This is a genomic window from Pseudomonas alkylphenolica (genome assembly GCF_016009175.1).
GTDB lineage: Bacteria > Pseudomonadota > Gammaproteobacteria > Pseudomonadales > Pseudomonadaceae > Aquipseudomonas > Aquipseudomonas alkylphenolica_B.
Map to the genome: position 1 here is coordinate 25,732 of NZ_JADUCM010000011.1, position 24,795 is coordinate 50,526.

General features: G+C 62.1%; 18 protein-coding genes. 9 read left to right on the forward strand and 9 right to left on the reverse strand.

Features of this window, described 5'->3' with window-relative positions; genetic code table 11:
• Window positions 1-6: 6 nt before the first annotated feature.
• Window positions 7-2,652, reverse strand: coding sequence for a pyruvate dehydrogenase (acetyl-transferring), homodimeric type (aceE, locus tag I5S59_RS12070; protein ID WP_197876827.1), 2,646 nt, complete (start codon window positions 2,650-2,652; stop codon window positions 7-9).
• A gap of 383 nt (window positions 2,653-3,035) precedes the next feature.
• Between aceE and glnE the strand changes: the two genes are divergently transcribed.
• The 8 genes from glnE to I5S59_RS12110 all read left to right on the forward strand — a co-directional run bounded on the left by glnE (window position 3,036) and on the right by I5S59_RS12110 (window position 13,090).
• Entirely contained in the window at window positions 3,036-5,972 is a 2,937-nt protein-coding gene (glnE, locus tag I5S59_RS12075; protein WP_197876828.1) for a bifunctional [glutamate--ammonia ligase]-adenylyl-L-tyrosine phosphorylase/[glutamate--ammonia-ligase] adenylyltransferase, read from the forward strand.
• A 157-nt stretch (window positions 5,973-6,129) separates the two neighbouring features.
• A complete protein-coding gene (waaF, locus tag I5S59_RS12080; protein ID WP_197876829.1) occupies window positions 6,130-7,179 on the forward strand; it encodes a lipopolysaccharide heptosyltransferase II in 1,050 nt (349 codons plus the stop codon).
• Window positions 7,180-8,238, forward strand: a complete 1,059-nt coding sequence (waaC, locus tag I5S59_RS12085; RefSeq protein WP_197876830.1) for a lipopolysaccharide heptosyltransferase I — start codon at window positions 7,180-7,182, stop codon at window positions 8,236-8,238. It abuts the gene before it with no gap.
• A complete protein-coding gene (locus I5S59_RS12090; protein WP_197876831.1) occupies window positions 8,238-9,362 on the forward strand; it encodes a glycosyltransferase family 4 protein in 1,125 nt (374 codons plus the stop codon). The genes waaC and I5S59_RS12090 overlap by 1 nt, the downstream gene beginning before the upstream one ends.
• Window positions 9,359-10,165 (forward strand): lipopolysaccharide core heptose(I) kinase RfaP, encoded by an 807-nt coding sequence (rfaP, locus tag I5S59_RS12095; RefSeq protein WP_197876832.1) that lies wholly within the window; start codon window positions 9,359-9,361, stop codon window positions 10,163-10,165. The genes I5S59_RS12090 and rfaP overlap by 4 nt, the downstream gene beginning before the upstream one ends.
• Window positions 10,165-10,899, forward strand: coding sequence for a lipopolysaccharide kinase InaA family protein (locus I5S59_RS12100; protein ID WP_197876833.1), 735 nt, complete (start codon window positions 10,165-10,167; stop codon window positions 10,897-10,899). The genes rfaP and I5S59_RS12100 overlap by 1 nt, the downstream gene beginning before the upstream one ends.
• Window positions 10,896-11,648, forward strand: a complete 753-nt coding sequence (locus tag I5S59_RS12105; RefSeq protein ID WP_197876834.1) for a lipopolysaccharide kinase InaA family protein — start codon at window positions 10,896-10,898, stop codon at window positions 11,646-11,648. The genes I5S59_RS12100 and I5S59_RS12105 overlap by 4 nt, the downstream gene beginning before the upstream one ends.
• The gene (locus I5S59_RS12110) at window positions 11,648-13,090 is read left to right on the forward strand and encodes a lipopolysaccharide kinase InaA family protein (protein WP_197876835.1); all 1,443 of its coding nucleotides are present in this window, start codon (window positions 11,648-11,650) and stop codon (window positions 13,088-13,090) included. The genes I5S59_RS12105 and I5S59_RS12110 overlap by 1 nt, the downstream gene beginning before the upstream one ends.
• On the opposite strand, the gene I5S59_RS12115 is transcribed toward I5S59_RS12110, so the two are convergent.
• The 8 genes from I5S59_RS12115 to I5S59_RS12150 form a co-directional block, all read right to left on the reverse strand.
• Entirely contained in the window at window positions 13,063-15,855 is a 2,793-nt protein-coding gene (locus I5S59_RS12115; RefSeq protein WP_197876836.1) for a dermonecrotic toxin domain-containing protein, read from the reverse strand. The genes I5S59_RS12110 and I5S59_RS12115 overlap by 28 nt on opposite strands.
• A 67-nt stretch (window positions 15,856-15,922) precedes the next feature.
• A complete protein-coding gene (locus tag I5S59_RS12120; protein ID WP_197876837.1) occupies window positions 15,923-16,114 on the reverse strand; it encodes a hypothetical protein in 192 nt (63 codons plus the stop codon).
• A complete protein-coding gene (locus I5S59_RS12125) occupies window positions 16,111-17,229 on the reverse strand; it encodes a PepSY-associated TM helix domain-containing protein (RefSeq protein ID WP_197876838.1) in 1,119 nt (372 codons plus the stop codon). The genes I5S59_RS12120 and I5S59_RS12125 overlap by 4 nt, the downstream gene beginning before the upstream one ends.
• A gap of 82 nt (window positions 17,230-17,311) precedes the next feature.
• Window positions 17,312-19,747: a TonB-dependent siderophore receptor gene (locus I5S59_RS12130; protein WP_197876839.1), complete on the reverse strand. Its 2,436-nt coding sequence runs from the start codon at window positions 19,745-19,747 to the stop codon at window positions 17,312-17,314.
• Window positions 19,748-19,890: 143 nt separating this feature from the next.
• Window positions 19,891-20,856 (reverse strand): FecR domain-containing protein, encoded by a 966-nt coding sequence (locus tag I5S59_RS12135; RefSeq protein WP_197876840.1) that lies wholly within the window; start codon window positions 20,854-20,856, stop codon window positions 19,891-19,893.
• Window positions 20,853-21,371, reverse strand: coding sequence for an RNA polymerase sigma factor (locus I5S59_RS12140; protein ID WP_128323372.1), 519 nt, complete (start codon window positions 21,369-21,371; stop codon window positions 20,853-20,855). The genes I5S59_RS12135 and I5S59_RS12140 overlap by 4 nt, the downstream gene beginning before the upstream one ends.
• A 95-nt stretch (window positions 21,372-21,466) precedes the next feature.
• A complete protein-coding gene (locus tag I5S59_RS12145) occupies window positions 21,467-22,171 on the reverse strand; it encodes a PolC-type DNA polymerase III (RefSeq protein ID WP_197876841.1) in 705 nt (234 codons plus the stop codon).
• Window positions 22,168-24,105 (reverse strand): DUF294 nucleotidyltransferase-like domain-containing protein, encoded by a 1,938-nt coding sequence (locus tag I5S59_RS12150; protein ID WP_197876842.1) that lies wholly within the window; start codon window positions 24,103-24,105, stop codon window positions 22,168-22,170. The genes I5S59_RS12145 and I5S59_RS12150 overlap by 4 nt, the downstream gene beginning before the upstream one ends.
• Before the next feature lie 237 nt (window positions 24,106-24,342).
• On the opposite strand from I5S59_RS12150, the gene I5S59_RS12155 reads away from it, so the two are divergent.
• Window positions 24,343-24,786 (forward strand): response regulator, encoded by a 444-nt coding sequence (locus I5S59_RS12155; protein ID WP_197876843.1) that lies wholly within the window; start codon window positions 24,343-24,345, stop codon window positions 24,784-24,786.
• The last annotated feature ends 9 nt before the right edge of the window (window positions 24,787-24,795 follow it).

Consider the following 24,795-nt stretch of genomic DNA (forward strand, 5'->3'; position numbering starts at 1 on the left):
TACTCCTCAGCAGTCCAGTGGGTTGCGCTTGTCCGGGTCGATGCCGAACTTGGTGATGGCATCGGCCACAACCTTCGGTTCGATCTCGCCACGGTCAGCCAAGGCTTCCAGTGCAGCCAGCACGACGAAGTGACGGTCGACTTCGAAGAAGTGACGCAGCTTCTTGCGGCTGTCGCTGCGACCGTAGCCATCGGTACCCAGGACTTTGAATTCTTTGCTCGGCACCCACTGACGGATCTGCTCGGCGAACAGTTTCATGTAGTCGGTAGAGGCAATGACCGGGCCCTTGCGACCGTTCAGGCACTGCTCGACGTAGGTCTGCTGTGGCTTCTGGCCAGGCTTGAGGCGGTTGCTGCGCTCTACGGCCAGGCCGTCGCGACGCAGTTCGTTGAAGCTGGTAACGCTCCAGACGGCGGCGCCGACGTTGAACTCTTCACGCAGGATCTTCGCCGCTTCACGCACTTCACGCAGGATGGTGCCGGAGCCCATCAGCTGGACGTGGTGCGCCGCTTCGCGGGTATCTTCCTCGAGCAGGTACATGCCCTTGATGATGCCTTCCTCGACACCGGCCGGCATGGCTGGCTGCTGGTAGGACTCGTTCATCACGGTGATGTAGTAGAAGACGTCCTGTTGCTCTTCGGTCATCTTCTTCATGCCGTCCTGGATGATCACTGCCAGCTCGTAGCCGTAGGTCGGATCATAGGTGCGGCAGTTCGGGATGGTACCGGCCATCATGTGGCTGTGACCGTCTTCGTGCTGCAGGCCTTCACCGTTGAGGGTGGTACGGCCGGCGGTACCGCCGATCAGGAAGCCACGGGTGCGGCTGTCGCCAGCGGCCCAGGCCAGGTCACCGATACGCTGGAAGCCGAACATCGAGTAGAAGATGTAGAACGGCAGCATCGGCTGGTTGTGGCAGCTGTACGAAGTACCGGCAGCGATGAACGACGACATGGCGCCGGCTTCGTTGATGCCTTCTTCGAGGATCTGGCCTTTCTTGTCTTCGCGGTAGAACATCACCTGGTCTTTATCGACTGGCTCGTAGAGCTGGCCGACGGACGAGTAGATGCCCAGCTGGCGGAACATGCCTTCCATACCGAAGGTACGGGCTTCGTCCGGGATGATCGGAACGATGCGCTGGCCGATTTCCTTGTCCTTGACCAGTTGCGCGAGGATCCGCACGAAGGCCATGGTGGTGGAGATTTCACGGTCGCCCGAGCCGTCCAGGATCGCCTTCAGGGTTTCCAGTGGCGGGGTCGGTACGCTGAAGCTCTTGGCGCGGCGCTGTGGCACGAAACCACCGAGGGCGGCGCGGCGTTCAGCCAGGTAACGGGCTTCGGCGCTACCTTCTTCCGGTTTGAAGAACGGCAGGTTTTCCAGCTCGTCGTCCTTGACCGGGATGTCGAAGCGGTCGCGGAACTGGCGCAGGCTGTCGACGTCGACCTTCTTGGTGTTGTGCGCGGTGTTCTTGGCTTCGCCAGCACCGGTGCCGTAACCCTTGATGGTCTTGGCCAGGATGACGGTCGGTTGCTCTTTGTGGTTGACCGCCTGGTGGTAGGCTGCATAGACCTTGTACGGGTCGTGGCCACCACGGTTGAGCTTCCAGATTTCGTCGTCGGACAGGTCTTCGACCATGGCCTTGAGTTCTGGGGTGTTGAAGAAGTGCTCACGGACGAACGCGCCGTCCTTGGCCTTGTAGTTCTGGTACTCGCCGTCGATGACTTCGTCCATGCGGCGCTGCAGGGCACCGTTGGTGTCCTTGGCCAGCAGTGGGTCCCAGAAACGGCCCCAGACGACTTTGTTGACGTTCCAGCCACCGCCACGGAACACGCCTTCGAGTTCCTGGATGATCTTGCCGTTGCCGCGAACCGGGCCGTCGAGGCGCTGCAGGTTGCAGTTGATGACGAAGATCAGGTTGTCCAGCTTCTCGCGGCCGGCCAGGGCGATTGCGCCCAGGGATTCCGGCTCGTCGCACTCGCCGTCGCCCATGAAGCACCAGACTTTCTGCTTGCCGGCCGGGATGAAGCCACGGGCTTCCAGGTACTTCATGAAACGTGCCTGGTAGATCGCCTGGATCGGGCCCAGACCCATGGATACGGTCGGGAACTGCCAGAAGTCAGGCATCAGCCAAGGGTGCGGGTAGGACGACAGGCCCTTGCCATCGACTTCCTGACGGAAGTTGTTCATCTGGTCTTCGCTGATGCGGCCTTCCATGAAGGCGCGGGCGTAGACGCCAGGCGAGGCGTGGCCCTGGAAGAACACCAGGTCGCCGCCGTGTTCTTCGGTCGGGGCCTGGAAGAAGTAGTTGAAGCCGATGTCGTACAGGGTGGCGCTGGAGGCGAAGCTCGAAATGTGGCCGCCCAGATCCGAATCTTTCAGGTTGGTGCGCATCACCATGGCCAGCGCGTTCCAACGGACCAACGAGCGAATGCGGCGTTCCATGAACAGGTCGCCAGGCATGCGTGCTTCGTGGGTAACAGGGATGGTGTTGCGGTATGGCGTGGTGATGGCGTACGGCAGCTGGGAGCCACTACGGGTGGCCAGCTCGCCCATACGGGTCATCAGATAGTGAGCGCGGTCTTCGCCTTCTTTGTCGAGAACCGACTCCAGGGCGTCCAGCCATTCCTGGGTTTCGACGGGATCGAGGTCTTGCATGGCTTGCTCCAGGGCGGAAAGGCTTCCAGAATCGGTTGCCTGAGTTTGCGACTGGCCTTTTGGGCAGACGACATGAAATTCTTGGATTACCGGAGAGTGTACCGGCGTTGTGTAGTTTTACTACAAATGAATCACCATTTCATGCTTTTGACGTGAAGAAGCAGTAGTAAAACTACAGAAAAATGGCTCGTGGCCTCTGTTCGGGTTGTGGGATAAATCGATACCGGTGGTTAAAAACAAGTTGCGAAAAGGTTTGCAGCGATGGTTTCTGCCAGAAAATCAGATTTTTCAGCTATTTCTAACTTTTGTATGACAGTCCAACCGTGGTCAGGGTTTCCTCGCCCGTGCGCTGCCAATCTTTTCTCGCCGATCAAGGATAGTCCATGAGCCTGCCTTTGCTGGCCGTAGTGCCCGCCACCCTGGTGCCGTTTGTCAGTCGCAGTGAGCAATCGTTGCGTGACGCCGTTGCCCAGACACCCTCTTTATCGCTCGATAGCTGGACGGTGGAGCGTTGGGCGCAGTTCGCCCGGGTCACCGCAGCCAGCGACTTTGTCTTCGAACAGGCAATACGCGATCCGGCCATGCTCCTTGATCTGGTCGCCAGCGGCGAACTCGACCGTAGTTTCGCGCCGGGCGAGTTGTGCGCACATATTGCTGCCGCCACTCAGGCTGCCGAGAGCGAAGACGAGCTGGCGCGCAACCTGCGTCGTCAGCGTAGCCGCCAGCAGGTACGGATAATCTGGCGTGACCTGAACCGTCAGGCGGACCTGGTGCAGACCTGTCGTGACCTGTCGGACCTGGCGGACGCGTGTATCGACCAGGCTTACCAATGGCTGTACCCGCGCCATTGCCAGCAGTTCGGTACCCCCATCGGCCATCGCAGCGGCCTGCCTCAACATATGGTGGTGCTGGGCATGGGCAAGCTTGGCGCGGTCGAGCTGAACCTGTCGTCGGACATCGACCTGATCTTTGCCTTCCCTGAAGGCGGCGAGACAGAAGGCGTCAAGCGCTCACTGGATAACCAGGAGTTCTTCACCCGTCTGGGTCAGCGACTGATCAAGGCGCTGGATCCGATCACCGTCGATGGCTTCGTGTTCCGTGTCGATATGCGCTTGCGCCCCTACGGTTCCGCCGGCGCCCTGGCACTGAGCTTCAACGCGTTGGAGCAGTATTACCAGGACCAGGGCCGCGACTGGGAACGCTACGCGATGATCAAGGCGCGGGTGGTGGCCGGCGACCAAGTGGCCGGGGCGCAGTTGCTGGATATGCTGCGACCTTTCGTTTACCGGCGTTATCTGGATTTTTCCGCCATCGAAGCGCTGCGCACCATGAAGCAGCTGATCCAGCAGGAAGTACGGCGCAAGGGCATGGCCGACAACATCAAGCTGGGTGCCGGTGGCATTCGCGAAGTCGAGTTTATCGCCCAGGCGTTTCAGCTGATCCATGGCGGGCGCGACTTGAGCCTGCAACAGCGACCTTTGCTTAAAGTCCTGTCGACCCTTGAAGGACAGGGCTATCTGCCGCCTGCCGTGGTTGCCGAGCTGCGCGAAGGCTATGAATTCCTGCGTTACACCGAGCACGCGATCCAGGCGATTGCCGACCGTCAGACCCAGATGTTGCCGGATGATGAGCTGGACCGTGTGCGTATTGCCTTCATGCTCGGTTTTAGTAACTGGGCGAGCTTCCGTGACCAGCTGATGTATTGGCGTGGGCGCATCGACTGGCACTTCCGTCAGGTCATCGCCGATCCGGATGAGGATGAAAACGAAGAGGGCGAGGTCATTGTCGGCGGTGAATGGCTGCCGCTTTGGGAAGAAGTCCAGAATGAAGAGGCCGCGTGCCGTCAGTTGCAGGAAGCCGGTTTCGCCGACCCGGTCAAGGCGCTCAAACAACTCGCCGGGCTGCGTGCCAGTCCGCAGCTGCGGGCCATGCAACGCTTGGGCCGCGAGCGCCTGGACGCCTTCATCCCACGCTTGTTGGCACAAGCGGTAGAACATGCCGACCCGGACCTGGTACTGGAGCGTGTGTTGCCACTGGTAGAAGCGGTCGCCCGGCGCTCGGCCTATCTGGTGCTGCTGACCGAGAACCCCGGGGCGCTGCGTCGCTTGCTGACCTTGTGCGCCGCCAGCCCGTGGATCGCCGAACAGATCACCCGCTTTCCGCTGCTGCTCGATGAGCTGTTGAACGAAGGCCGCTTGTACAGCCCGCCGTTGGCGCCGGAGCTGGCGGCCGAGCTGAATGAGCGTCTTACACGGATTCCCGAGGACGATCTGGAGCAGCAGATGGAAGCGCTGCGTCACTTCAAACTGGCTCACAACCTGCGCGTGGCCGCGTCGGAAATCGCCGGGAATCTGCCGCTGATGAAGGTCAGCGATTACCTCACCTGGCTGGCCGAAGCCATCCTCAATCAGGTACTGGCCCTGGCCTGGCGCCAGACCGTGGCGCGCCATGGCCAGCCCAAGCGCAGTGATGGCAGTTTGTGCGACCCGGGTTTCATTATCGTCGGCTATGGCAAGGTTGGCGGCATCGAGCTAGGCCATGGCTCGGACCTGGACCTGGTGTTTGTCCATGATGGCGACCCTCAGGCCGAAACCGATGGCGCCAAACCCATCGACGGTGCGCAGTTTTTCACCCGGCTGGGGCAGCGGATCATCCACATGCTCACCACCCAGACCAACTCCGGACAGCTCTATGACGTGGACATGCGCTTGCGTCCTTCCGGGGCGTCGGGGCTGCTGGTCAGTTCGCTGGGGGCCTTCGAGCGCTACCAGCTGAACGAAGCCTGGACCTGGGAGCATCAGGCACTGGTGCGGGCCCGGGTACTGGTCGGCTGCCCGCAAGTGGGAACCGCCTTCGAGGCCGTGCGTGCCAAGGTGCTCGGCAAGGCGCGCGACCTGCCCAAGCTGCAAGCCGAGGTCAGCGAGATGCGCGCCAAGATGCGCGACAACCTGGGCACCCGCATCAGTGCTGCGGGCACCGGCCCCAATGCCTTCACACCCGGGGTGCCCTTCGATATCAAGCAGGATGCCGGTGGTATCGTCGATATCGAATTTATGGTGCAATACGCCGCTTTGGCCTGGTCTCACGACCACCCGGCACTGCTGCGCTGGACCGATAACATCCGCATTCTCGAAGAGCTTGAGCAGGCCGGGCTGATGCCCGCCAGCGATGCGGTGCTGCTGCGTGAGGTGTACAAGGCCTTTCGTTCCGCCGCACACCGCCAGGCCCTGCAGAAGCAGGCGGGGGTGATCGATGCCTCGCAGTTCGTGCAGGAGCGCGGCGAAGTAAGGCGTATCTGGGCTGAACTGGGCCTGACATAAGCGGTTAAACCAGGCGAATCAGGCGGCAGGAAGCCTGCCAAGACCACACTACAGCCCGAGTGGCGTACACTGGTCGACATATAGCCTGAATATAAAGAAGGGAGGCCAGGCTGTTCGCGGACAGGCTGCAGCCTCCCTGATCGTTTCTGGATAAAGCATGAGAATTTTGATCATTGGCCCAAGCTGGGTGGGCGACATGGTAATGGCGCAAACCCTGTTCCATTGCCTGAAGCAGCAACATCCGGCGTGTGTGATCGATGTGCTGGCCCCCGAGTGGAGCCGGCCGATCCTCGAACGCATGCCCGAAGTGCGCCAGGCCTTGAGCTTTCCGCTCGGCCACGGTGCGCTGGAACTGGCAACCCGTCGACGCATCGGCAAGTCCCTGGCAGGTCAATACGACCAGGCGATCCTGCTGCCCAACTCCCTCAAGTCGGCGTTGGTGCCATTCTTTGCGGGTATTCCCAAGCGCACCGGTTGGCGTGGCGAGCTGCGCTTTGGCCTGCTCAATGACGTGCGCAAGCTGGACAAGGCGCGTTACCCGTTGATGATCGAGCGCTTCATGGCGCTGGCCTATCCGGCCGGTACCGAGCTGCCCAAGCCATACCCGCGCCCGAGCCTGCAAATTGAAGCGGCCAGCCGCGATGCTGCCCTGGCCAAGTTCGGCCTGGCGCTGGACCGTCCGGTGCTGGCGCTGTGCCCAGGCGCCGAGTTTGGCGAAGCCAAGCGCTGGCCGTCGGAGCATTACGCCAAAGTCGCCGAAGCCAAGATCCGTGAGGGCTGGCAGGTGTGGCTGTTTGGCTCGAAGAACGACCACGCCGTGGGCGAGTCGATCCGTGACCGGCTGATTCCCGGCCTGCGTGAAGAGTCCTATAACCTCAGTGGCGAAACCTCGCTGGCCGAGGCCATCGACCTGCTGTCCTGCAGCGATGCAGTGGTGTCCAACGATTCGGGCCTGATGCACGTGGCGGCAGCGTTGAACCGCCCACTGGTGGCCGTTTACGGTTCTACCTCGCCGGGCTTCACCCCGCCGTTGGCCGACCAGGTCGAAATCGTCCGCCTGGGCCTTGAATGCAGCCCGTGCTTTGACCGCACCTGTCGCTTCGGCCACTACAACTGCTTGCGTCAACTTGAGCCAGAGGCCGTAGTGGCTGCATTGCAGCGCCTCAATGGACCGAGCCTTGTCGATGTCCTGGCTGAGGTCGATTAAGTGCGGGTATTGCTGATCAAGACGTCTTCTCTGGGCGATGTGATTCATGCGCTGCCGGCGCTGACCGACGCTGCCCGGGCGATTCCGGGTATCCGCTTCGATTGGGTAGTCGAGGAAGGCTTTGCCGAGATCCCGAGCTGGCACCCGGCGGTCGACAAGGTGATCCCGGTGGCCATCCGGCGCTGGCGCAAAAACCTCTGGCAGACGTTCAAGAGCGGCGAATGGCGCCAGTTCAAGCAGCGCCTGCGCGAAACCCCGTACGACCTGGTGATCGACGCCCAGGGGCTGGTCAAGTCGGCCTGGCTGACCCGCTCGGTGAAAGCGCCGGTGGCCGGGCTCGACCGTTATTCGGCCCGTGAAGGGTTGGCCAGCCGCTTCTATGACCGGCGCTTTTCGGTACAACGCGGGCAGCATGCCGTGGAGCGGGTGCGCCAGCTGTTTGCCCTGGCACTGGGTTACGACCTGCCGGCAGGCCTTGGCGATTACGGTCTGGACCTGGATCGCCTGCAACTGCCACCGGCAGCCCCGTTTGTGGTGTTCCTGCATGGCACCACCTGGGCGACCAAGCACTGGCCTGAGGCCTACTGGCGGCAGTTGGCCGAACGCCTTGGCCAGCAAGGTTTGCAGGTTCGCCTGCCGTGGGGCAACCCGGCGGAGCAGGCCCGTGCCGAGCGCATCGCCAAGGGCTTGAATAATTGCCAGGTGCTGCCCAAATTGAATCTGGTCGGCGTCGCCCGCGTGCTGGCGGCTTCCAAGGCTTGTGTGGCCGTAGACACCGGCCTCGGTCACCTGGCGGCCGCGCTGGATGTGCCGACCCTGTCGCTGTTCGGCCCGACCAACCCTGGCCTGACCGGCGCCTATGGCAAGTCCCAGGTGCACCTGGCCAGCGACTTTTCCTGCGCACCGTGCCTGCAGAAAAAATGCACTTACAAGCCGAGCGCTGACGATCAGCGCCGGTTCGATCTCAAACGCGAGTGGCCATTGTGCTTCACTCGCCTGAATCCCGAGCGTGTGGCGAGCCAATTGCGCGCGTTGCTGCTGGCTGAGGATGTTCGTTGATGCAACTGGCTTTTGTGCTGTACAAATATTTCCCCTTCGGTGGCTTGCAGCGCGATTTCATGCGCATTGCCCTGGAGTGCCAGCGTCGTGGCCACAAGATCCGCGTCTACACGCTGATCTGGGAAGGCGACGTGCCTGAAGGGTTTGAAGTGCTGGTGGCGCCGGTCAAGGCGTTGTTCAACCATCGGCGCAACGAGAAACTCAGCGCCTGGATGCAAGCAGACCTGGCCAAGCGGCCGGTAGACCGCCTGATCGGTTTCAACAAGATGCCGGGGCTGGACGTCTACTACGCCGCCGACGGCTGCTTTGAAGACAAGGCGCAGAACCTGCGCAACTCGCTGTACCGGCGCTGGGGCCGCTACCGGCACTTTGCCGAGTACGAGCGGGCGGTGTTTGCCAAGGACGCCAAGACCGAGATCCTGATGATTTCGGAAGTTCAGCAGCCGCTGTTCATCAAGCATTACGACACACCGCTGGAGCGTTTCCACCTGCTGCCACCGGGCATTTCCCAGGACCGTCGCGCTCCGGCCAATGCCGCCGAGATTCGCGCCGGGTTCCGCCGCGAGTTCGACCTCAAGGACGATCAGCTGCTGATGGTGCAGATCGGCTCCGGGTTCAAGACCAAAGGCGTCGACCGCAGCCTCAAGGCCCTGGCGGCCTTGCCGTCGGCACTGCGCAAGCGCACGCGCCTGATGGTCATTGGCCAGGATGATCCCAAGGTGTTCCAGCTGCAAAGCGCGACCCTGGGCTTGACCGATCAGGTGCAGTTCCTCAAGGGGCGCAGCGATATCCCGCGTTTCCTGCTGGGCGCCGACCTGCTGATTCACCCGGCGTACAACGAAAACACCGGCACGGTGCTGCTTGAAGCGCTGGTCGCCGGCTTGCCGGTGCTGGTTTCCGCGGTGTGCGGCTACGCCCATTACATCGCCGAGGCGGACAGCGGCCTGGTGCTCGATGAGCCGTTCGAACAGGAGCAGCTCAACCAGTACCTGCAACGCATGCTGGAAGACGATGCCGCCCGCAGCAGCTGGGGGCAAAACGGACTGGCCTTTGCCGACAGCGCCGACCTTTACAGCATGCCTGAGCATGCCGCCGACGTGATCCTGGCACCGGAGCGTAAATGAAACTGATATTGGCCGAGCCGTTCAAACGCCTGTGGGCCGGGCGTGATGCCTTCGATGCCGTGGAGGGCCTGCAAGGGCAGGTGTACCGCGAGCTGGAAGGTCGTCGCACCTTGCGCACCGAAGTCGAAGGGCGTGGCTACTTCGTCAAGATTCACCGCGGCATTGGCTGGGGCGAGATTTTCAAGAACCTGTTCACCGCCAAGTTGCCGGTGCTGGGGGCAGGCCAGGAGTGGCAGGCCATCGAACGCCTGCACCAGGTCGGCGTACCGACCATGACCGCCGTTGCCTACGGCGAACGCGGCAGCAACCCGGCCGCGCAGCATTCCTTCATTGTCACCGAAGAGCTCGCACCGACCATCAGCCTCGAAGACTTCAGCATCGACTGGGTCAAGCAGCCGCCGGCACCGCGCCTCAAGCGCGCGTTGATCGCCGAAGTGGCGCGCATGACCGGCATGATGCACCGGGCCGGGGTCAATCACCGTGACTGCTACATCTGCCATTTCCTCTTGCACACCGATCGCGAGGTGACGGCGGATGACTTCAAACTGTCGGTCATTGACCTGCACCGCGCCCAGACCCGTGCGAGTATTTCCCGTCGCTGGCGCAACAAAGACCTGGCCGCGCTGTATTTTTCGGCGCTGGACATCGGCCTGACCCGGCGCGACAAGCTGCGCTTTCTACGTGGCTACTTCCAGCAGCCGCTGCGCCAGGTCCTTGCCGAGGAGGCTGAGCTGTTGCGCTGGCTGGAAGGCAAGGCGCAGAAACTCTACGCGCGTAAACAACGATACGGGGACGCGCTCTGATGGCGGGTTGGACACTGGAGCCTGGTTACCAGGCACTGGCGGCGGATTTTGGCAGTATCGATGCGGTCTTCGCGCTCAAGGGCGAACGACTGACCCACGATCCGCTCAGCGAAGTGATTCGCGTAACGCGTGACGGGGTCAACTATTACGTCAAGCGTTACGTTGGTGCAGGCAAAGGCTTGCGCCGTTACCTGGGGCGCCCGCGGATCAAGGCTGAGTGGCAGAACCTCAAGCAGTTTGCCAAATGGGGCATCCCTACCGCTGAAGTGGTGGCCTGGGGCCTTGAGCGCAATGGCCTGGCGTTTGGCCGCGGGGCGATGATTACCCGCGAACTGCCGTGTACCGAAGACCTCTCGGCGCTTGCCGATCGCAAGGACGCCCGCCTGGCCGATCGCGGCTGGGTCGACCACATCAGCCGTCAGCTGGCCCGGCACACCCGGGTGATGCACGATCACCACTTCACCCATAACGACCTGAAGTGGCGCAACCTGCTGGTCGATGACCAGGCCACGGTATTCTTCATCGATTGCCCTACGGGTGATTTCTGGTGGGGCTTCATGCTGCGCTACCGGATCACCAAGGACCTGGCCTGCCTGGACAAAGTCGCCAAGTATCACCTCTCGGCGACCCAGCGCTTGCGCTTCTACCTGCAATACCGTGGGCGCGAACGCCTGAACGCATCGGACAAGCGCCGCATTCGGCATGTGGTGACGTTTTTCGAGGGACGCGAATGACTGATTTTCTCGCCAGTGCCGAGCAGGCACTGCTTGAGCGTCACGGGCTCAATGGCTTCGACCCGCTCTGGGAGGTCCAGCTTGACGCAGTGGATGAGCCCAACACGGGGCGTGGCGGCTGGAGCCGTGTGTACCGCCTGGAGCTTGAAGGCAAGGGTTACTACCTCAAGCGCCAGAGCGATTACCTGACCCGTACCCTGCACCGGCCGTTTGGCGAGCCAACGTTCGCCCGCGAGTTCCGCAATATTCTTCGCTACCAGAAGCTGGCGATTCCGGCGCTGCAGGCAGTGTATTACGGCGAGCGCACCATTAACGGTGAACGCCGGGCGATCCTGATGACCCGCGCGCTGGATGACTGGAGCGATCTGGACCGTTTGCTGGGGCAATGGCCGACACTCGATGCTGGTCAACGCCAGGGCATCCTGCGCGCCTGTGGCACGCTCGCGCGCACTGTGCATGCAGCCGGCCAGGTGCATGGCTGCTTCTACCCCAAGCACATTTTCTTGCGCGAGCGCAGTGATGGCTGGCTGGCGCAACTGATCGACCTGGAAAAAACCCGACCGCTGCTGCTGGGCGTGCGCGATCGTCTCAAGGACCTTGAGCCGCTCTTGCGTCGTGCACCGAACTGGAGCGAAGCTGAAGTGCGTCTGCTGCTGGCCAGCTACCTGGACCAGGCGGCTGACAGCACGCTGGTCGATACCTGGCTGCAGCGCCTGACGCGCCGCCGCCGTGAGAAAGAGGCACGTTGATGCGATTGTCCGAACTCAAGGATGCCGGGCGCCATCCGGATCTGCCCCTGAATATCAGCCTGGCGGATGCCGCAGGCAGTGCCGAGTTGCAACTGCTCAGCCTGCTGCGAGTGTTGCCCGGGCAGCGCTACGTCGGTGCGGGTATCTGGCGAGGCAAGCCGGTGCTGGCCAAGTTGCTGGTCGGTAGCAGTGCGGCGCGGCATTTTCAGCGTGAGCTCGACGGTGCGCGGCTGCTGGCGGCGCAAGGGCTGACCACGCCGCTGTTGCTTGCCGATGGCCTGCGAGAAGGCGAGGGCGGCTGGCTGTTGTTCGAATTCCTTGAAAACGCCCAGAGCCTGGCCGATGCCTGGGCCGAGGTTGAAGCCTTGCCGCCTTTGGCCGATGAGCAGCAACAGGTGCTTGGCGAAGCACTGGCTGCCGTGGCGCACATGCACGCCAAAGGCCTGTGGCAGGAAGACCTGCACCTGGACAACCTGTTGCGTCATAACGGTTCGCTGTACCTGATCGACGGGGCAGGCATAAAGGCAGAAACCCTGGGCAAGCCCTTGTCTCGCCCGCTGGTGCTGCAGAACCTCGGCGTACTCTTTGCGCAACTGCCCAAGCGCCTGGAGCCGTTCATTGAAGAGCTGCTGGTGCACTACTTGCTGGCCAATGGCGAGCATGCGCTGCCGCTTGAGGCATTGCAGAAGCAGATCGACAAGGTGCGCAACTGGCGCCTGAAGGACTACCTGGAGAAGGCGGGGCGTGAGTGCACGTTGTTCAGCGTCGAGCGCAGCCTCTCGGGCCTGCGTTCGATTCGCCGCTCTGAACTGGCGGCCATGCTGCCGGTGCTGGAGCAGGCCGATACGCTGATCGACCAGGGCCACCTGTACAAGACCGGCGGTGCTGCCAGTGTTGCCCGTATCGACGTCGATGGGCGGCCGTTGGTGCTCAAGCGTTACAACATCAAGAACACCGCTCACTGGTTCAAGCGCTTCTGGCGCCCGAGCCGGGCCTGGCATTCCTGGATTGAAGGGCATCGCCTGGAATTCCTCGGCATTGCCACGCCGCGGCCGCTGGCTGTGCTTGAGCAGCGGGTCATGGGGCTGCGCAGCCGCGCTTACCTGGTGACCGAATACGCCAACGGCCCCGATCTGATCGAGAGCTTTGCACCGTATATCGACAGTGGCGAGGTGCCCGAGGCGCAGCTTCAGGCGTTGCAGGCGCTGCTGCAACAGCTGATCAATGCGCGCATCAGCCACGGTGACATGAAAGGCCACAACCTGTTCTGGCAGGACGGGCAGTGGTCGCTGATCGACCTGGATGCCATGTGCCAGCATGCCACCCAGCTCAGTTTCGCCCCGGCCTTTGCACGTGACCGCGCGCGGCTGTTGCGTAACTGGCCAAGCAGCAGCGCCTTGCACCAGCAGCTGGATCAGCTGTTGCCGCGGCTTTCGGCATAAGCGGCGGGTAACGCCAGCCAGTCGCTGCTGCGACCGGGCTGGCGAACCCTGATGCGCCATTGCCCCTCATCCCGGCGCAGCACCGCCCAGGCCAGCACCGGCGCATGCGGGGCGAGCGGGATGATCAGGTGGTAGTGGTGCGCTAGCAGATGGCGGCGCAGGGGTAACTGCCGGCTGCCGGCCTGCAGGTACAGTTCACCGTTATCCTCGTACACGCCTTGGCCGCCATCGACAGGTTGCCCGTCACGCAGATCCAACAGGCGACAAGTCTCGAGCATCGCGTCCAGGTCGGGCAGGCCTTCGTTCCAGATCACCGGCGAATCGATCAGCCAGTCGCCGTCCTCATGCTTGAGCGGAAGTTGCAGGTAGGCGTCCGGTTGCTCGGGATCGATCGCGCGCCAGCGCTGCCCGTCGAAACTGACCTTGTAATAGCGGCCCTGTTTATCCTGCACAAAGTATTGCGATAACCCTTCGAACGCCGACGGCTTTTCGTATACCCCTTCGCCATAGATACCGTCGATGCGGTAGCGCAGCGTGCTGCGCTCGGCGTTGACCTGGTAGCGAGCTGGCACCGGCAGCGGCGGACGCTTGGGCATCCCGCGCAGCGCCCGGCGCATGAAGCCGGAACCGACGTAGCTGGTCGCCGCATCGTTGGAGTGGCTAAGGGCGTTGTAGGCGTGCCTGAGGATGCCCTCACGGTCTTCATGGCTGAAGGCCTCGGCCCCCTCCCAGACTTCAATGACTGCGCGGCCGATGGACAGCGCCACCATGGTGCGACTGGGCAGCACCAGGCTGACCAGATCAACGATCAGCCAAGCAGTGTCGATGACCGATTGCGCGTTGACCTCGGCAGTGGTTCGCGTGCTCGCGTTGACCCGCGCGAGCACGCTGCGAACCTCCGCCATGTAGCACGCGAAGAACAGTTCGCCGGTGATGGCCGGTTTGCCGAGGTGAGGGCCCAGTCGGCCTTTGGTCAGTAATTGCTCAACCACAGCCGGGTTGAGTTGGGGCAGGCGTTGGCTGATGTACTGACGCAGCTGCGGGTTTTGGCGCACAGCGCGCAGCAGTTCGCGCACGCTGGAGAATTCGCGCCAGGCACGCCTGTCGGGTGCGTCGGGGGTGTAGAGGACAAAGGACGGGACGCTCTGTTCCTGGGCATTGATCAACATTACGCCCTCTAGGGAGTGACCTTTGATCAGCAGTTGGCGCACTTGTATCGTTTGGCCTTCAACGGTGGGACGGTAGTCGTTGTCGGGGTAATCGAGCACGGTGGTTACCCAGTGGTAACCGCGCTCTAATCGGTCCTTGGCGAAATGACCGGCATAGCGGGCTTTGACGGCTTCGGCGCGCATTCGCGCACGGTTGATCCGTGCATGCCCTTGCAGGCGCCATTTGCCGGCGCGCGAATCGATCAACTGGGTATAGAGAAACTGCGCGTAGCTACCGCCAACGTTCAGGTCGCGGATCAGGTTCTTGACGTAACTCGGTGAGAGCGTGGCAGGGATCTCCAGTCCGTGAACATGAGAAATTCTCGCCGTCAGCCAGTAGTCAAAATCGAACCAGGGCAGGTTGTGCAGGGCCAATACATCTAGCGGGTAGCTGTGGGTGACGTTGTACACCAGCTCGTCGCCCGTGCGGACCATGCCTTGCCAGGTGACATAGCTCGATGGGTTCAACGGGTTGACGTGGGGCCCGGTCTGCAGCCCTTGGGTGACGTTGACCCTGACCTGCTCAGGGGCTAGTGCGAGGTTCAGGTCGTGGCGAATCCGTGATTGCAGGCGCTCACGGGTCCATGCCAGCAAGCTGTGCTGCTGTTGAAACTGGCCAAGGGTGAGGATGCCCGGAGCGGTTGATGCTTCTGTTGCCAGCACCAGCTCCTGCATGGTCTGCATGATATGGCTCAGTGCCTGGGTGCTGCTGTTGCGCAACCAGTTGGGCAGGTGTTTCTCCAACAGCAACGAATAGCGCGTTTTCAGTGCTGCCTGGGCGCCGATAGCGTCCTTCAGGCTTATGGCGGTGTTGAGCTGCGCCTCACGTTGGTCATGCGGGTTCTCGACCCAGGTGTTGCTCAGGCGCTGTCGCTGGGTTTCCAGAAGGCGCTCGACCTGTGCGTCGAGCAGGTCATCGGCGAACCAGTCATAGCGCAGCCGCTCGGCATGGCGCGCGCGTTCGGCGTCCTCTATGTTGCAAAAGAGATGAAGCAAGGGTTGGCTTTGCAGCGGGTCGTCGAGGCGCTCGCACAGGTCGGCATGCAGCTCGGCTAGCGAGGCATAGGCCTCGATACCGTGAGACAGACTGCACAGCAATGCTCCGCCGGTGGTGTCTTGCGACGTGAGCAACTTACCTTCCGGGACGTTCGCAGTGATGACCAGCGCGCCATGCAGAAAGCTGCGCCAGTTGGGATGGGTGCCCTCCAGCAGCGGCCGGAATACCTGTGGTCGTTGCTGCTGTGGCAGGTGTCGGCGTTGCCAGGACTGCGGCAGCGCGAGGCAGGTACGTATCTGCCTGGCCTGGTCGGCATCGAGGGTCTGGTCGGCAACCCGCAGGTCGACTTCGGCGAGCAACAGTTCACGGCGTAGCGTCAGCAATTTCTGTTTGCGGGTGATCCCGTCAGGACCCTGCGCTGACCAGAAAGCCGCCAATGCCCACTGTAGGTGCTGAAGCGCACCATGGCTGGCGTCTATGGGTTGTGCCGGAGAGGGAAGGTCGCCGAGCAGGTCAGTGATCTGCTGATCAAGGGATTCAATGCGTTCAAGAGGAGTCATGGGCCAGCGCCTGGAAAAAGGAGCTGGCCATGCTAGGGCGGCGCGCAGCAGCGCAGTCGTTATAGGGTTATGGCACGTTGGCCTTGGGTTTCAGCAGCCCGCGCAGGCCAAGCACGGCAGGAATTCCCAGCCCCACCCAGGACAGCACATCCCAGCCGCCATCACCCAGCAGCGCGGCAAACAGTCCGGCGGCACCCAGCAGGCCGATCAGTAGCGGCCAGGCAAACACCGTACGGGTGGATTGCGAGCGGTGGCTCATGCGGTTGCCTCCTGTACGCGTGGGCGTCGTTGTTTGCTCCACCACAGGTACAGGCCGCTGCCCAATACGATGATGGTGAGCACGTCGAGCACCGCCCAGAGGATCTGCATCGGCCGGCCACCGTAGTCACCGAAGTGCAGGGGCTGCGACAACATCATCGCGTCCATGTACCAGGGCCGGTCGCCGACAGCGGTCACCGCCAGTGTGCTGGCGTCGATCAGTACTGGCGTCAGCAAGTGTGCAGTGAGGTGGGTGCCGCCTTTCATGAACACCGCGTAGTGGTGTTCGCTGGAAAAGCGTGTGCCCGGGAAGGCGATGAAATCCGGCACCATGCCCGGCGCTGCCTCGCTGGCGATGTCGAGTACGCGGCTGACGGGAGCCAGTTCGGTCAGCGGCGGGGCATCGCGGTAAGGGGCGACCAACGCGCTCAGGCTGTCGTTGCGCCAGGCGGCGATGACCAGGTCCGACAGCGCGCTGATCACGCCGGTCACGCCCACGACCAGCGCCCAGGTCAGGGTAACGATGCCGATGAGGTTGTGCAGATCCAGCCAGCGCACACGCCGGGATTTTTCATGACGTACGGTGGCGAATTTCAACCGGCGCATGAAAGGTGCATAGAGCACCACGCCGGAGATGATCGCCACCACGAACAGCACACCCATGAACGCTAGCAGCAGCTTGCCGGGCAGGCCGGCAAACATGTCCACATGCAGGCGCAGCATGGTCATCATGAAACCACCGTTGGCTGATGGCGTTTCCACGGCTTCACCGGTGCGCGCATCGAGCATGAAGGTGTGCGACGCGTTCGGCTCGGTGCCCGCCGTGGCCGCCATGATGGTCAGCACGCCGTTGCTGTCGTCCTCATCCCAACCGAAGTACTGCATCACCTCGCCCGGGCGGTGGGCCTGGGCCTTGAGCACCAGTTGCTGCAGGTCCAGCTTCGGCGTGTCGGCCGGCATGACCTTGAACTCGGGGGCATCGCCGAGCAGGTGGTCGATTTCATGATGGAAAATCAGCGGCAGTCCGGTGACTGCCAGCAGCAGCAGAAACAGGGTGCAGATCAGGCTGGTCCAGGTATGGATGAAGGACCAGCGGCGGATGGTTGTGCTTTTCATTACATTTTATTTCTCGGCTTTCAGAAAAACCAAAGCCGTCCACAGGGGACGGCTCGGTCACTGAGCATAAGACGTCAGTGGCTTACCACTTGTAGGTGGCACTGGCGACGACGCTGCGCAGGTCGCCGTAGTAGCAGTAGAAACTGTCACAGGTGGAGATGTAGTCCTTGTTGAACAGGTTGGTGGCGTTGACGGCCACCGACGCGCCTTTGAGGCTGTTGTCCAGGCGACCGAGGTCATAGTGCACGGCTGCGTCGAACACGGTGTAGGCATCGGCCTTGCCCAGCCAGGTGTTGCCCTGGTCGCCATAGGTGTTGCCGGTGTAGCGTGCGCCGGCACCGATACCGAAGCCGTCCAGTACGCCGTCGTGCCAGGTGTAGTCACCCCACACCGAGGCTTGCTGGTTTGGCATCAGTTGCAGGCGATTGCCTTTGAAATCGCCGTCCTGTACTTCGGATTTGGCCAGGGTGTAGGCGGCAATGACTTTCAGGTTTTCGGTGACGTCGGAGACAGCTTCAAGCTCCAGGCCATGGACTTTCACTTCGCCGGTCTGGCTGGTGACAGGAATGCTGTTGATGGTGTTGGTCACCGCGACGTTCTTCTGGGTCAGGTTGTACACCGCTGCTGTCAGCAAGGTGTTGGAGCCCGGTGGCTGGTACTTGATACCCAGTTCCCACTGCTCACCCTCGGTGGGTTTGAACGACTCCGTCGGCGACACCGCAGCATTGCTGGCCGGCTGGAACGACTCGGCATAGGACAGGTACGGCACGAAGCCCGAATCGAACACATAGCTGATCGCGGCGTTGCCGCTGAATTTCTTGTCGCGCTCGGTGTTGGTTGCATCGCTCTTGTTGAAGAACTTGGTGCCGGTGTGCACCCAGTCCTCACGCCCGCCCAGCGTCAGGCGCCAGTTGTCGAGGGCCATCTGGTCCTGCACATACAGGCCGGTCTGGCGGGTTTTCTGGTTGTAGTCGTAGAAGGCGTCGGAGCGTGGTGGGCGGACGATCGGCAGGCCATACACCGGATTGTTGACGTTGGTGGGCGGCACGTTGAAGCCGAAGATCGCCAGGTAGTTTGTGTTGGTGCGCTGGTGGTCCAGGCCGATCAGCAGTGTGTGGCTGATGTCACCGGTGGCGAAGTCGGCCTGAAAGTTGTTGTCGACAGCGAACTGGCTGATGTCTTCATCAACGTTGGTAGAGAGGCGACTGGCGTTGCCCTGATCGTCGACCGGGCCACCGGGTTGAAAGTAGCTGGAGACGGTAATCGTCTGGAATTCCAGATCTGATTTGGTATAGCGCAGGTTCTGACGGAATTGCCAGACATCGTTGATGCGATGCTCAAAGGCGTAGCCCAGCGCATAGTAGGTACGATCATAGAAGTCGTAGTCCGGATCGCCCAGGTTCTTGTGGTGAGAGATGTCACCGAACGGCATGTCGATCTTGGTGCCCTGGATCGGCCGGAACTGGCTGGTGACACCGGTATCGTCACGGGTGAATTGCGACAGGAAGGTCAGGCTGGTGTCTTCGTCAATGTTCCAGGTCAGGCTTGGGGCAATGTTGTAGCGCTTGTCGTCGATGTGGTCGACCTGGGTGCCACCGTCACGCAGCACGCCGCTCAGGCTGTAGAGGAACTGGCCTTCCTCGTCGATCTTGCCGGTGCTGGCAAAGTTGATCTGACGGTGGTTGTCGCTGCCGTACTGAACCTGGATTTCATGGCTGCTTTCGGCTTGAGGACGGCGGCTGACCATGTCGAGCAGGCCACCGGGTGGTGTCTGGCCGTAAATGGAGGAGGCAGGGCCGCGCAACAGGGCGAGGCGGTCCAGATTCCAGGTTTCGGCTTTCGGGTTGGCGTACACGCCGCGGGGCAGTGGCAGGCCGTCGAGAAACTGGGTCGGCTCGAAGCCACGCACGCGCATCCAGTCATAGCGTGTGTCGCTGCCAAAGCTGGCAGAAACGATGCCAGGCATGTAACGCACGGCATCATCCAGGCTGTGTACGCCGCGATCATCCATTTGTTCGCGGGTTGCGACAGAAATCGAGCGTGGTGCCTCGACGAGTGCGGTGTCGGTCTTGGTGCCTGCTGCAGTGCGTTTAGCCAGGTAGCCCTCTACCGGGCCCCAGGCGTTCTCCTGGTTAACGGAGGCATTGATATCAGTTACCGGCAGGGCCATCGCGCCTTCCGGCACGGCGACAACGGTGTAGGTTCCCGAATCACTTTGCTGCAATTGCAGGCCGGTGCCCCGCAGAGCGGCCTGCAGGGCGCCGATGCCGCTGTATTGACCGCTGACGGGCGACGAAGTGCGGCCGCTGGCCAGGCTTGGGTCCAGGCTCAGGGCAATGCCGGACTGGCTGGCAATCTGGGTGAGGGTGCTCGACAGCGGCGCTGCAGGCAGGTTGTAGGAGCGCTGCTCGCCCAACTGTTCGGCGGCGACCAGTGCGCTGCTCGCCAACGGGGTGGTCAGGGCGATGGCCACGGCCAACAGGCTTGGGCGCAAAATGGTTTTGATGGCGCGGGACATGCAGCAACTCCTCGACGAATAAGGGCTAATTAGCTTCCATGCCGAGCGAGAGCGGAAAAGTGATAGGGGTCTTATTGAAAATAATTTAGATTTTTATTGCGGCAAGGACGGCGGTCGCCGTCCGTCGCAAATGTCACCGGTAATCACTGCGTTTTGGGGCGGGGCACTACGGTCACCCACCAGGGGGTGTGCTGTTCGATGTTTACCGGCAGGGTTGGTAGCAATGAGGCCAGCGCCAGGTCGGTATTGGTCAGCGGGAAGCTGCCGGTAATGCGCAGATCGGCGACCTCTGGAGCAACGCCCAGATGGCCAGTGCGGTAGCGCCCCAATTCGTCGAGCAAGTCGCTCAAGCGCACGTTGTCGACCACCAGCATGCCGCGGATCCAGGCATCGGCTCCGATGTTCACACCCACAATCTGGCCGAGTTTGTCGTGGCTCATGAGCACTTGCTGACCTTCGTGAAGGATCTGCTCGTTGCCGCTGTCCTGAGGCCTGGCGGCCACGGCCGATTGCAGGACGCTCAAGCGCGTGCCCTGGTCTTCGAGTTTGACCAGAAAGCGCGTACCCAAGGCGCGCAGGCGCCCGTCTTCGGTGGCGACAATAAAGGGACGATCATCCTTGTGCCCGGTTTCGATGGAAATCTCGCCTTCGTGCAGGACGATCAGGCGCTCTTTCTCGTTGAACCGGATATCCACCGCCGAATGGGTGTTGAGGCTGATCAGGGTGCCGTCGGTCAGGCGCAGGCTGCGTTGTTCGCCGGTGGCCGTGCGCTGGTCGGCGAGCCAATAGCCCAGCGACTGATGGGCGCTGAGCCAGCTGAGCATCCCCACGACCAGTACCAGGCTGGCCAAGCCACTGCCAACCTTGCGTACGCGCTGGCGCAGACCGGCACGTGATTGCAGCAAGGCCTGGCGGGCGGGGCCGGCTGCGGCACTGAAGCGTTGGTCGAGCATGCCCAGTTGCATCCAGGCCCGTGCGTGTTCTTCACTGGCGGCATGCCAGCGGGCGAACTCGGCGCGCTCGTCGGCGCTGCCGTTGCCGGAGTCCAGGCACAGCTGCCAGGCAATGGCCGCGTCGAGGACGCGCGCACTGACCGGTTGGCCGTTCATGTCGGCTCGCCGTACAGGGCGATGTAGCACTGGCGCATGCCCTGCGCCAGGTACTGGCGCACACGCGACACGGAAACGCCCAGGCGCTCGGCGATTTCGCCGTGGTTCAGGCCGTCCAGGCGGTTGTAGAGGAAGGCCGCGCGGGCTTTGCTCGACAGTTTGCCCAGCAGGCGGTCGATGGCCTTGAGGTCTTCGAGAATCAGGTGTTGTTCTTCCGGTGAGGGTTGTTCGGCTTCGGGGATCAGCATCAGTTCGGCCAGGTAGGCTTGCTCCAGGGCTGCGCGGCGAAAGTGATCGAACAACAATCCTCTGGCGATCGCCAGCAGAAACGCTCGGGGTTCGCGCGGCGCAGGCAACTGGTCGCGGCCCAGCAGGCGTACGAAGGTGTCCTGACTCAGGTCTTCGGCGCGCTCGGCGCAGGCGATATTACGCCGTAGCCAGCCGAGTAGCCAACTGCGATGGTCGCGGTAAAGCGTACCGACCAGCTCACTGTGTGGGCTTTGTGCGGACGACAAGACGTTCCCCGAAAAAGATGCGTTAACTAACGAGAATTATTCGCGATTGTTACAGAATCTTCGCAGAAAACGCAATTGACACTCATCGGGTGACGCTAGAAACCGTGATTTTGCTGGCCTTTTCGCCGCCAGCGCTGAATCTGCCGGTCGAGCAAAGCCGGGCTGTCGAGTTGCTGGCGCCGGGCCTGGCTGAAGAGGATCAGGGCCAGTTCGGCGGTGACCATGGCATCGGCACTGGCATTGTGCCGGGCGATGGCCTCGAGGCCGAAGCAGGCCGTCCAGTCGTCGAGTCCGGCTTCACGCAGGGTGAGTTGCGGGTTCAGCAGGGGGGCAAGTTCGGCCAGGTCGAGAAACGGGTGCTGCAGTCGATAGCCCAGGTGGTCTTTCAGGGCACGGGCGAGCATGCGTTGGTCGAACGGGGCATGAAAACCCAGTACCGGGCTGTCGCCAATGAAGGCCATCAGGTCAAGCAGCGCCTCGGCGGGGTCGCAACCGGCGGCGATGGCACTGGGGCCCAGGCCATGGATCAGCACACTGGAGGTCAGCTTGTGATCGCGTTGATACAAGGTGCGCTCGAACTGCTGGCTGAAATCGATGGCGCCGTCCTCGATCACCACCGCGCCGATCGACAGCACCTGGTCGCGGTGGGTGTTCAGGCCACTGGTTTCCAGGTCCAGCACCACCCAGCGCTGGCTGCGCAGGCTGTTTTCACTCAAGGGCGCTGGCGCGGCCAGCTGTGCCACGCGCTGACGGATCGACTCCTCGACCTGCCGCGGCCGAAACCAGGCGAACAGGCTCACAGCTGATACCTCAGGGCCAGGCTGCTTTGCAGGCGCTGGGCCTGGCGCAGGGATTCGCGCAGGATGCGCCGGTCAAGGTGATTGAGGCTGTCCGGGTCGACGCGGTTGGAGTAGGGCAGGTTCTGCCGGCTCTGTAGCTGATGTTGCTGCATGCGGGTTTGCTGGATGAAGTGGTAGGCCTCTTCGTAGGCGGCGCCATCGAGCGGTTCGATGACCTCGCGCTTCACCAGTTCGCGCAGGCGCTCCAGGGTGTTGATAACGCTGATGCCGTTGGCCAGGGCCAACAGGCGTGCGCCGTCAACGAAGGGCGTAAGGCCCTGGACCTTGAGATCAAGGGTGCCGGCCTTGTCGTCGCCTTTGCGGGTCAGTACGAACTCGCGAAAGCGTCCGACCGGTGGCCGTTGGCGCAAGGCGTTGTCGGCCATCATGCGCTGGAACAGGCGGTTGTCGGCTACCTGCTCAAGGATGCTCTGGCGCAGTTGCTCGCAGGCCTGCTCCTCTCCCCAGACCACGCGCAGGTCGAAATAGATACTGGAGGCCAGCAGGTTTTCCGGGGTGGCTTCGCGAATGAACGCGGCGAAGCGCCGGGCCCATTCGGCGCGGGACAAACACAGCTCGGGGTTACCGGCCATGATGTTGCCCTTGCACAGGGTAAAGCCGCACTGGGCAAGGCCCTGGTTGATGTGCTGGGCCAGCGGTAGCAGGCGGCCGCGAATCTCGGCGGCGTGGGCGGCATCCCGGGCTTCAAACAGAATGCCGTTGTCCTGGTCGGTGTGCAGGGTCTGTTCACGGCGGCCTTCGCTGCCAAAGCACAGCCAGCTGAACGGCACACCCGGATCGCCCTTGTCCTGAATGGCCAGTTCGATCACCCGGCAAACCGTGTGATCGTTCAGCAAGGTGATGATCTGGGTGATCTGGGTCGAGGAGGCGCCATGGGCCAGCATGCGCTCGACCAGCTGGCCGATCTCGCCGCGCAGCGACACTAGGTTTTCGATGCGGCTGGCATGACGGATGGTCCGCGCCAGGTGCACCAGGTCAACGCGTTGCAGCGAGAACAGGTCACGCTCGGAGACCACACCGCACAAACGCTTGTCTTCGACCAGGCAGACGTGGGCGATGTGCCGCTCGGTCATGGCAATGGCAGCGTCGAATGCACTGGCCTGCGGGCTGAGGTAAAACGGCTCGGCGGTCATGTGCCCGGCAATCGGCTGGGCAAAGTCGGCGCTGGCGTTGGCCACCACCTGGCGCAGGTCGCGCAGGGTGAAGATGCCGACCGGAAAGCGCTGCTCATCGACGATGACGATACTGCCGACCTGTTGCTCATGCATCAGGGCTACGGCTTCACGCAGGGGCGTTTCGCGGCTGCAGACGACCGGGTGACGCATGGCCAGCTCACCCAGGTGGGTGTTGAGCGAGTACTGCGTGCCGAGGGTTTCCACCGCACGGCGCTGGACCTGTTGGTTGACCTGCTCCAGCAGGCTGCTGACGCCACGCAGGGCGAAATCGCGAAACACATGGGACAGTGCGAACAGGCGAATGAAGGCGGCCTTGTTCAGTTGCAGGCAGAAGGTGTCTTCGGCTGCCAGGTGTTCTGTGCGGGTGGCGCGTTCGCCGAGCAGGGCGGCCAGGGGAAAGCACTCACCGGTGGTGATTTCGAACGTGGTTTCGGTGCCGGGCCGCGTGACGTGCTGGCGCTCGCCGATCACCCGGCCCTGCTTGACGATATAGAAATGCTCGACGGGGCCGTCGCCGGGTTTGATGATGCTGTCGTGTGCCGAGTAGAAGCGCAGCTGGCATTGTTCCACCAGAAACGCCAGGTGGGCATTTTCCATCTGGTTGAACGGCGGAAAGCGTTGCAGAAACTGCAGGGTCCCTTGGATATTCTGCAGTACTGCAGTTTTTCCGGCCTGGGCGAAGGCGTCCGTTTTACTCATGAACCTTACCGCGTCTTTGTATGTCGGCGCAGGGGCGCCAACCTTGTTGTTTTCGACCCTCATGGTCGGTCGCCTGCTGCCCAGTGCCCATTGGACGTAAGTCTAAACAGTGCGACGTGTACGTAAGTCCATGTGTCAGGTGTCAAATAGCCGACGAAAGGCAGGTTGCAAGTCAGGCAAATGCAGTCTGAACTTGATTCAAAGGACATTTTTAGGGTCATAGATGATGAGACAGCCATGCCTGACCATGACGACATACTAAGTGATGCCGAGCGTGAAGCGCTGGCTACGGTGAGCGTTCCTGCGGCTGCAGTACAGAAGGTGTTGATCGTCGATGACAATCGGGTAGCGCGTGAATCGCTGACCAGTTATCTGAAAACCAAGGGCATTGGGTGCGTCACGGCAGCAAACGCCGAGCAGGCGTTGAAGTGCCTGAAAGCCGAACGGGATGTCGGGCTGTTGATTACCGACTTGCGCATGGGGCCATTCGATGGCCTGGAGCTGATCCGGCAGATTCGTGAATCGGAGCGAGCGGCGTTGCCGATCATCATCGTTTCAGGCGATGCCGATGTACCGGACGCCATCGCAGCGATGCACCTGAGCGTTGTCGACTTTCTGCTCAAACCCATCGATCTGGACAAGCTGGTAGCGCTGGTGCGCAAGGAGTTGGGCATTGCATAAACCCCAATC

What these genes read in the sequence shown, in the direction of transcription:
- aceE (WP_197876827.1), bottom strand. Translation starts at nt 2,652, where the DNA reads ATGCAAGACCTCGATCCCGTCGAAACCCAGGAATGGCTGGACGCCCTG.
- glnE (WP_197876828.1), top strand. Translation starts at nt 3,036, where the DNA reads ATGAGCCTGCCTTTGCTGGCCGTAGTGCCCGCCACCCTGGTGCCGTTT.
- waaF (WP_197876829.1), top strand. Translation starts at nt 6,130, where the DNA reads ATGAGAATTTTGATCATTGGCCCAAGCTGGGTGGGCGACATGGTAATG.
- I5S59_RS12090 (WP_197876831.1), top strand. Translation starts at nt 8,238, where the DNA reads ATGCAACTGGCTTTTGTGCTGTACAAATATTTCCCCTTCGGTGGCTTG.
- rfaP (WP_197876832.1), top strand. Translation starts at nt 9,359, where the DNA reads ATGAAACTGATATTGGCCGAGCCGTTCAAACGCCTGTGGGCCGGGCGT.
- I5S59_RS12100 (WP_197876833.1), top strand. Translation starts at nt 10,165, where the DNA reads ATGGCGGGTTGGACACTGGAGCCTGGTTACCAGGCACTGGCGGCGGAT.
- I5S59_RS12105 (WP_197876834.1), top strand. Translation starts at nt 10,896, where the DNA reads ATGACTGATTTTCTCGCCAGTGCCGAGCAGGCACTGCTTGAGCGTCAC.
- I5S59_RS12110 (WP_197876835.1), top strand. Translation starts at nt 11,648, where the DNA reads ATGCGATTGTCCGAACTCAAGGATGCCGGGCGCCATCCGGATCTGCCC.
- I5S59_RS12115 (WP_197876836.1), bottom strand. Translation starts at nt 15,855, where the DNA reads ATGACTCCTCTTGAACGCATTGAATCCCTTGATCAGCAGATCACTGAC.
- I5S59_RS12120 (WP_197876837.1), bottom strand. Translation starts at nt 16,114, where the DNA reads ATGAGCCACCGCTCGCAATCCACCCGTACGGTGTTTGCCTGGCCGCTA.
- I5S59_RS12125 (WP_197876838.1), bottom strand. Translation starts at nt 17,229, where the DNA reads ATGAAAAGCACAACCATCCGCCGCTGGTCCTTCATCCATACCTGGACC.
- I5S59_RS12130 (WP_197876839.1), bottom strand. Translation starts at nt 19,747, where the DNA reads ATGTCCCGCGCCATCAAAACCATTTTGCGCCCAAGCCTGTTGGCCGTG.
- I5S59_RS12135 (WP_197876840.1), bottom strand. Translation starts at nt 20,856, where the DNA reads ATGAACGGCCAACCGGTCAGTGCGCGCGTCCTCGACGCGGCCATTGCC.
- I5S59_RS12150 (WP_197876842.1), bottom strand. Translation starts at nt 24,105, where the DNA reads ATGAGTAAAACGGACGCCTTCGCCCAGGCCGGAAAAACTGCAGTACTG.
- I5S59_RS12155 (WP_197876843.1), top strand. Translation starts at nt 24,343, where the DNA reads ATGCCTGACCATGACGACATACTAAGTGATGCCGAGCGTGAAGCGCTG.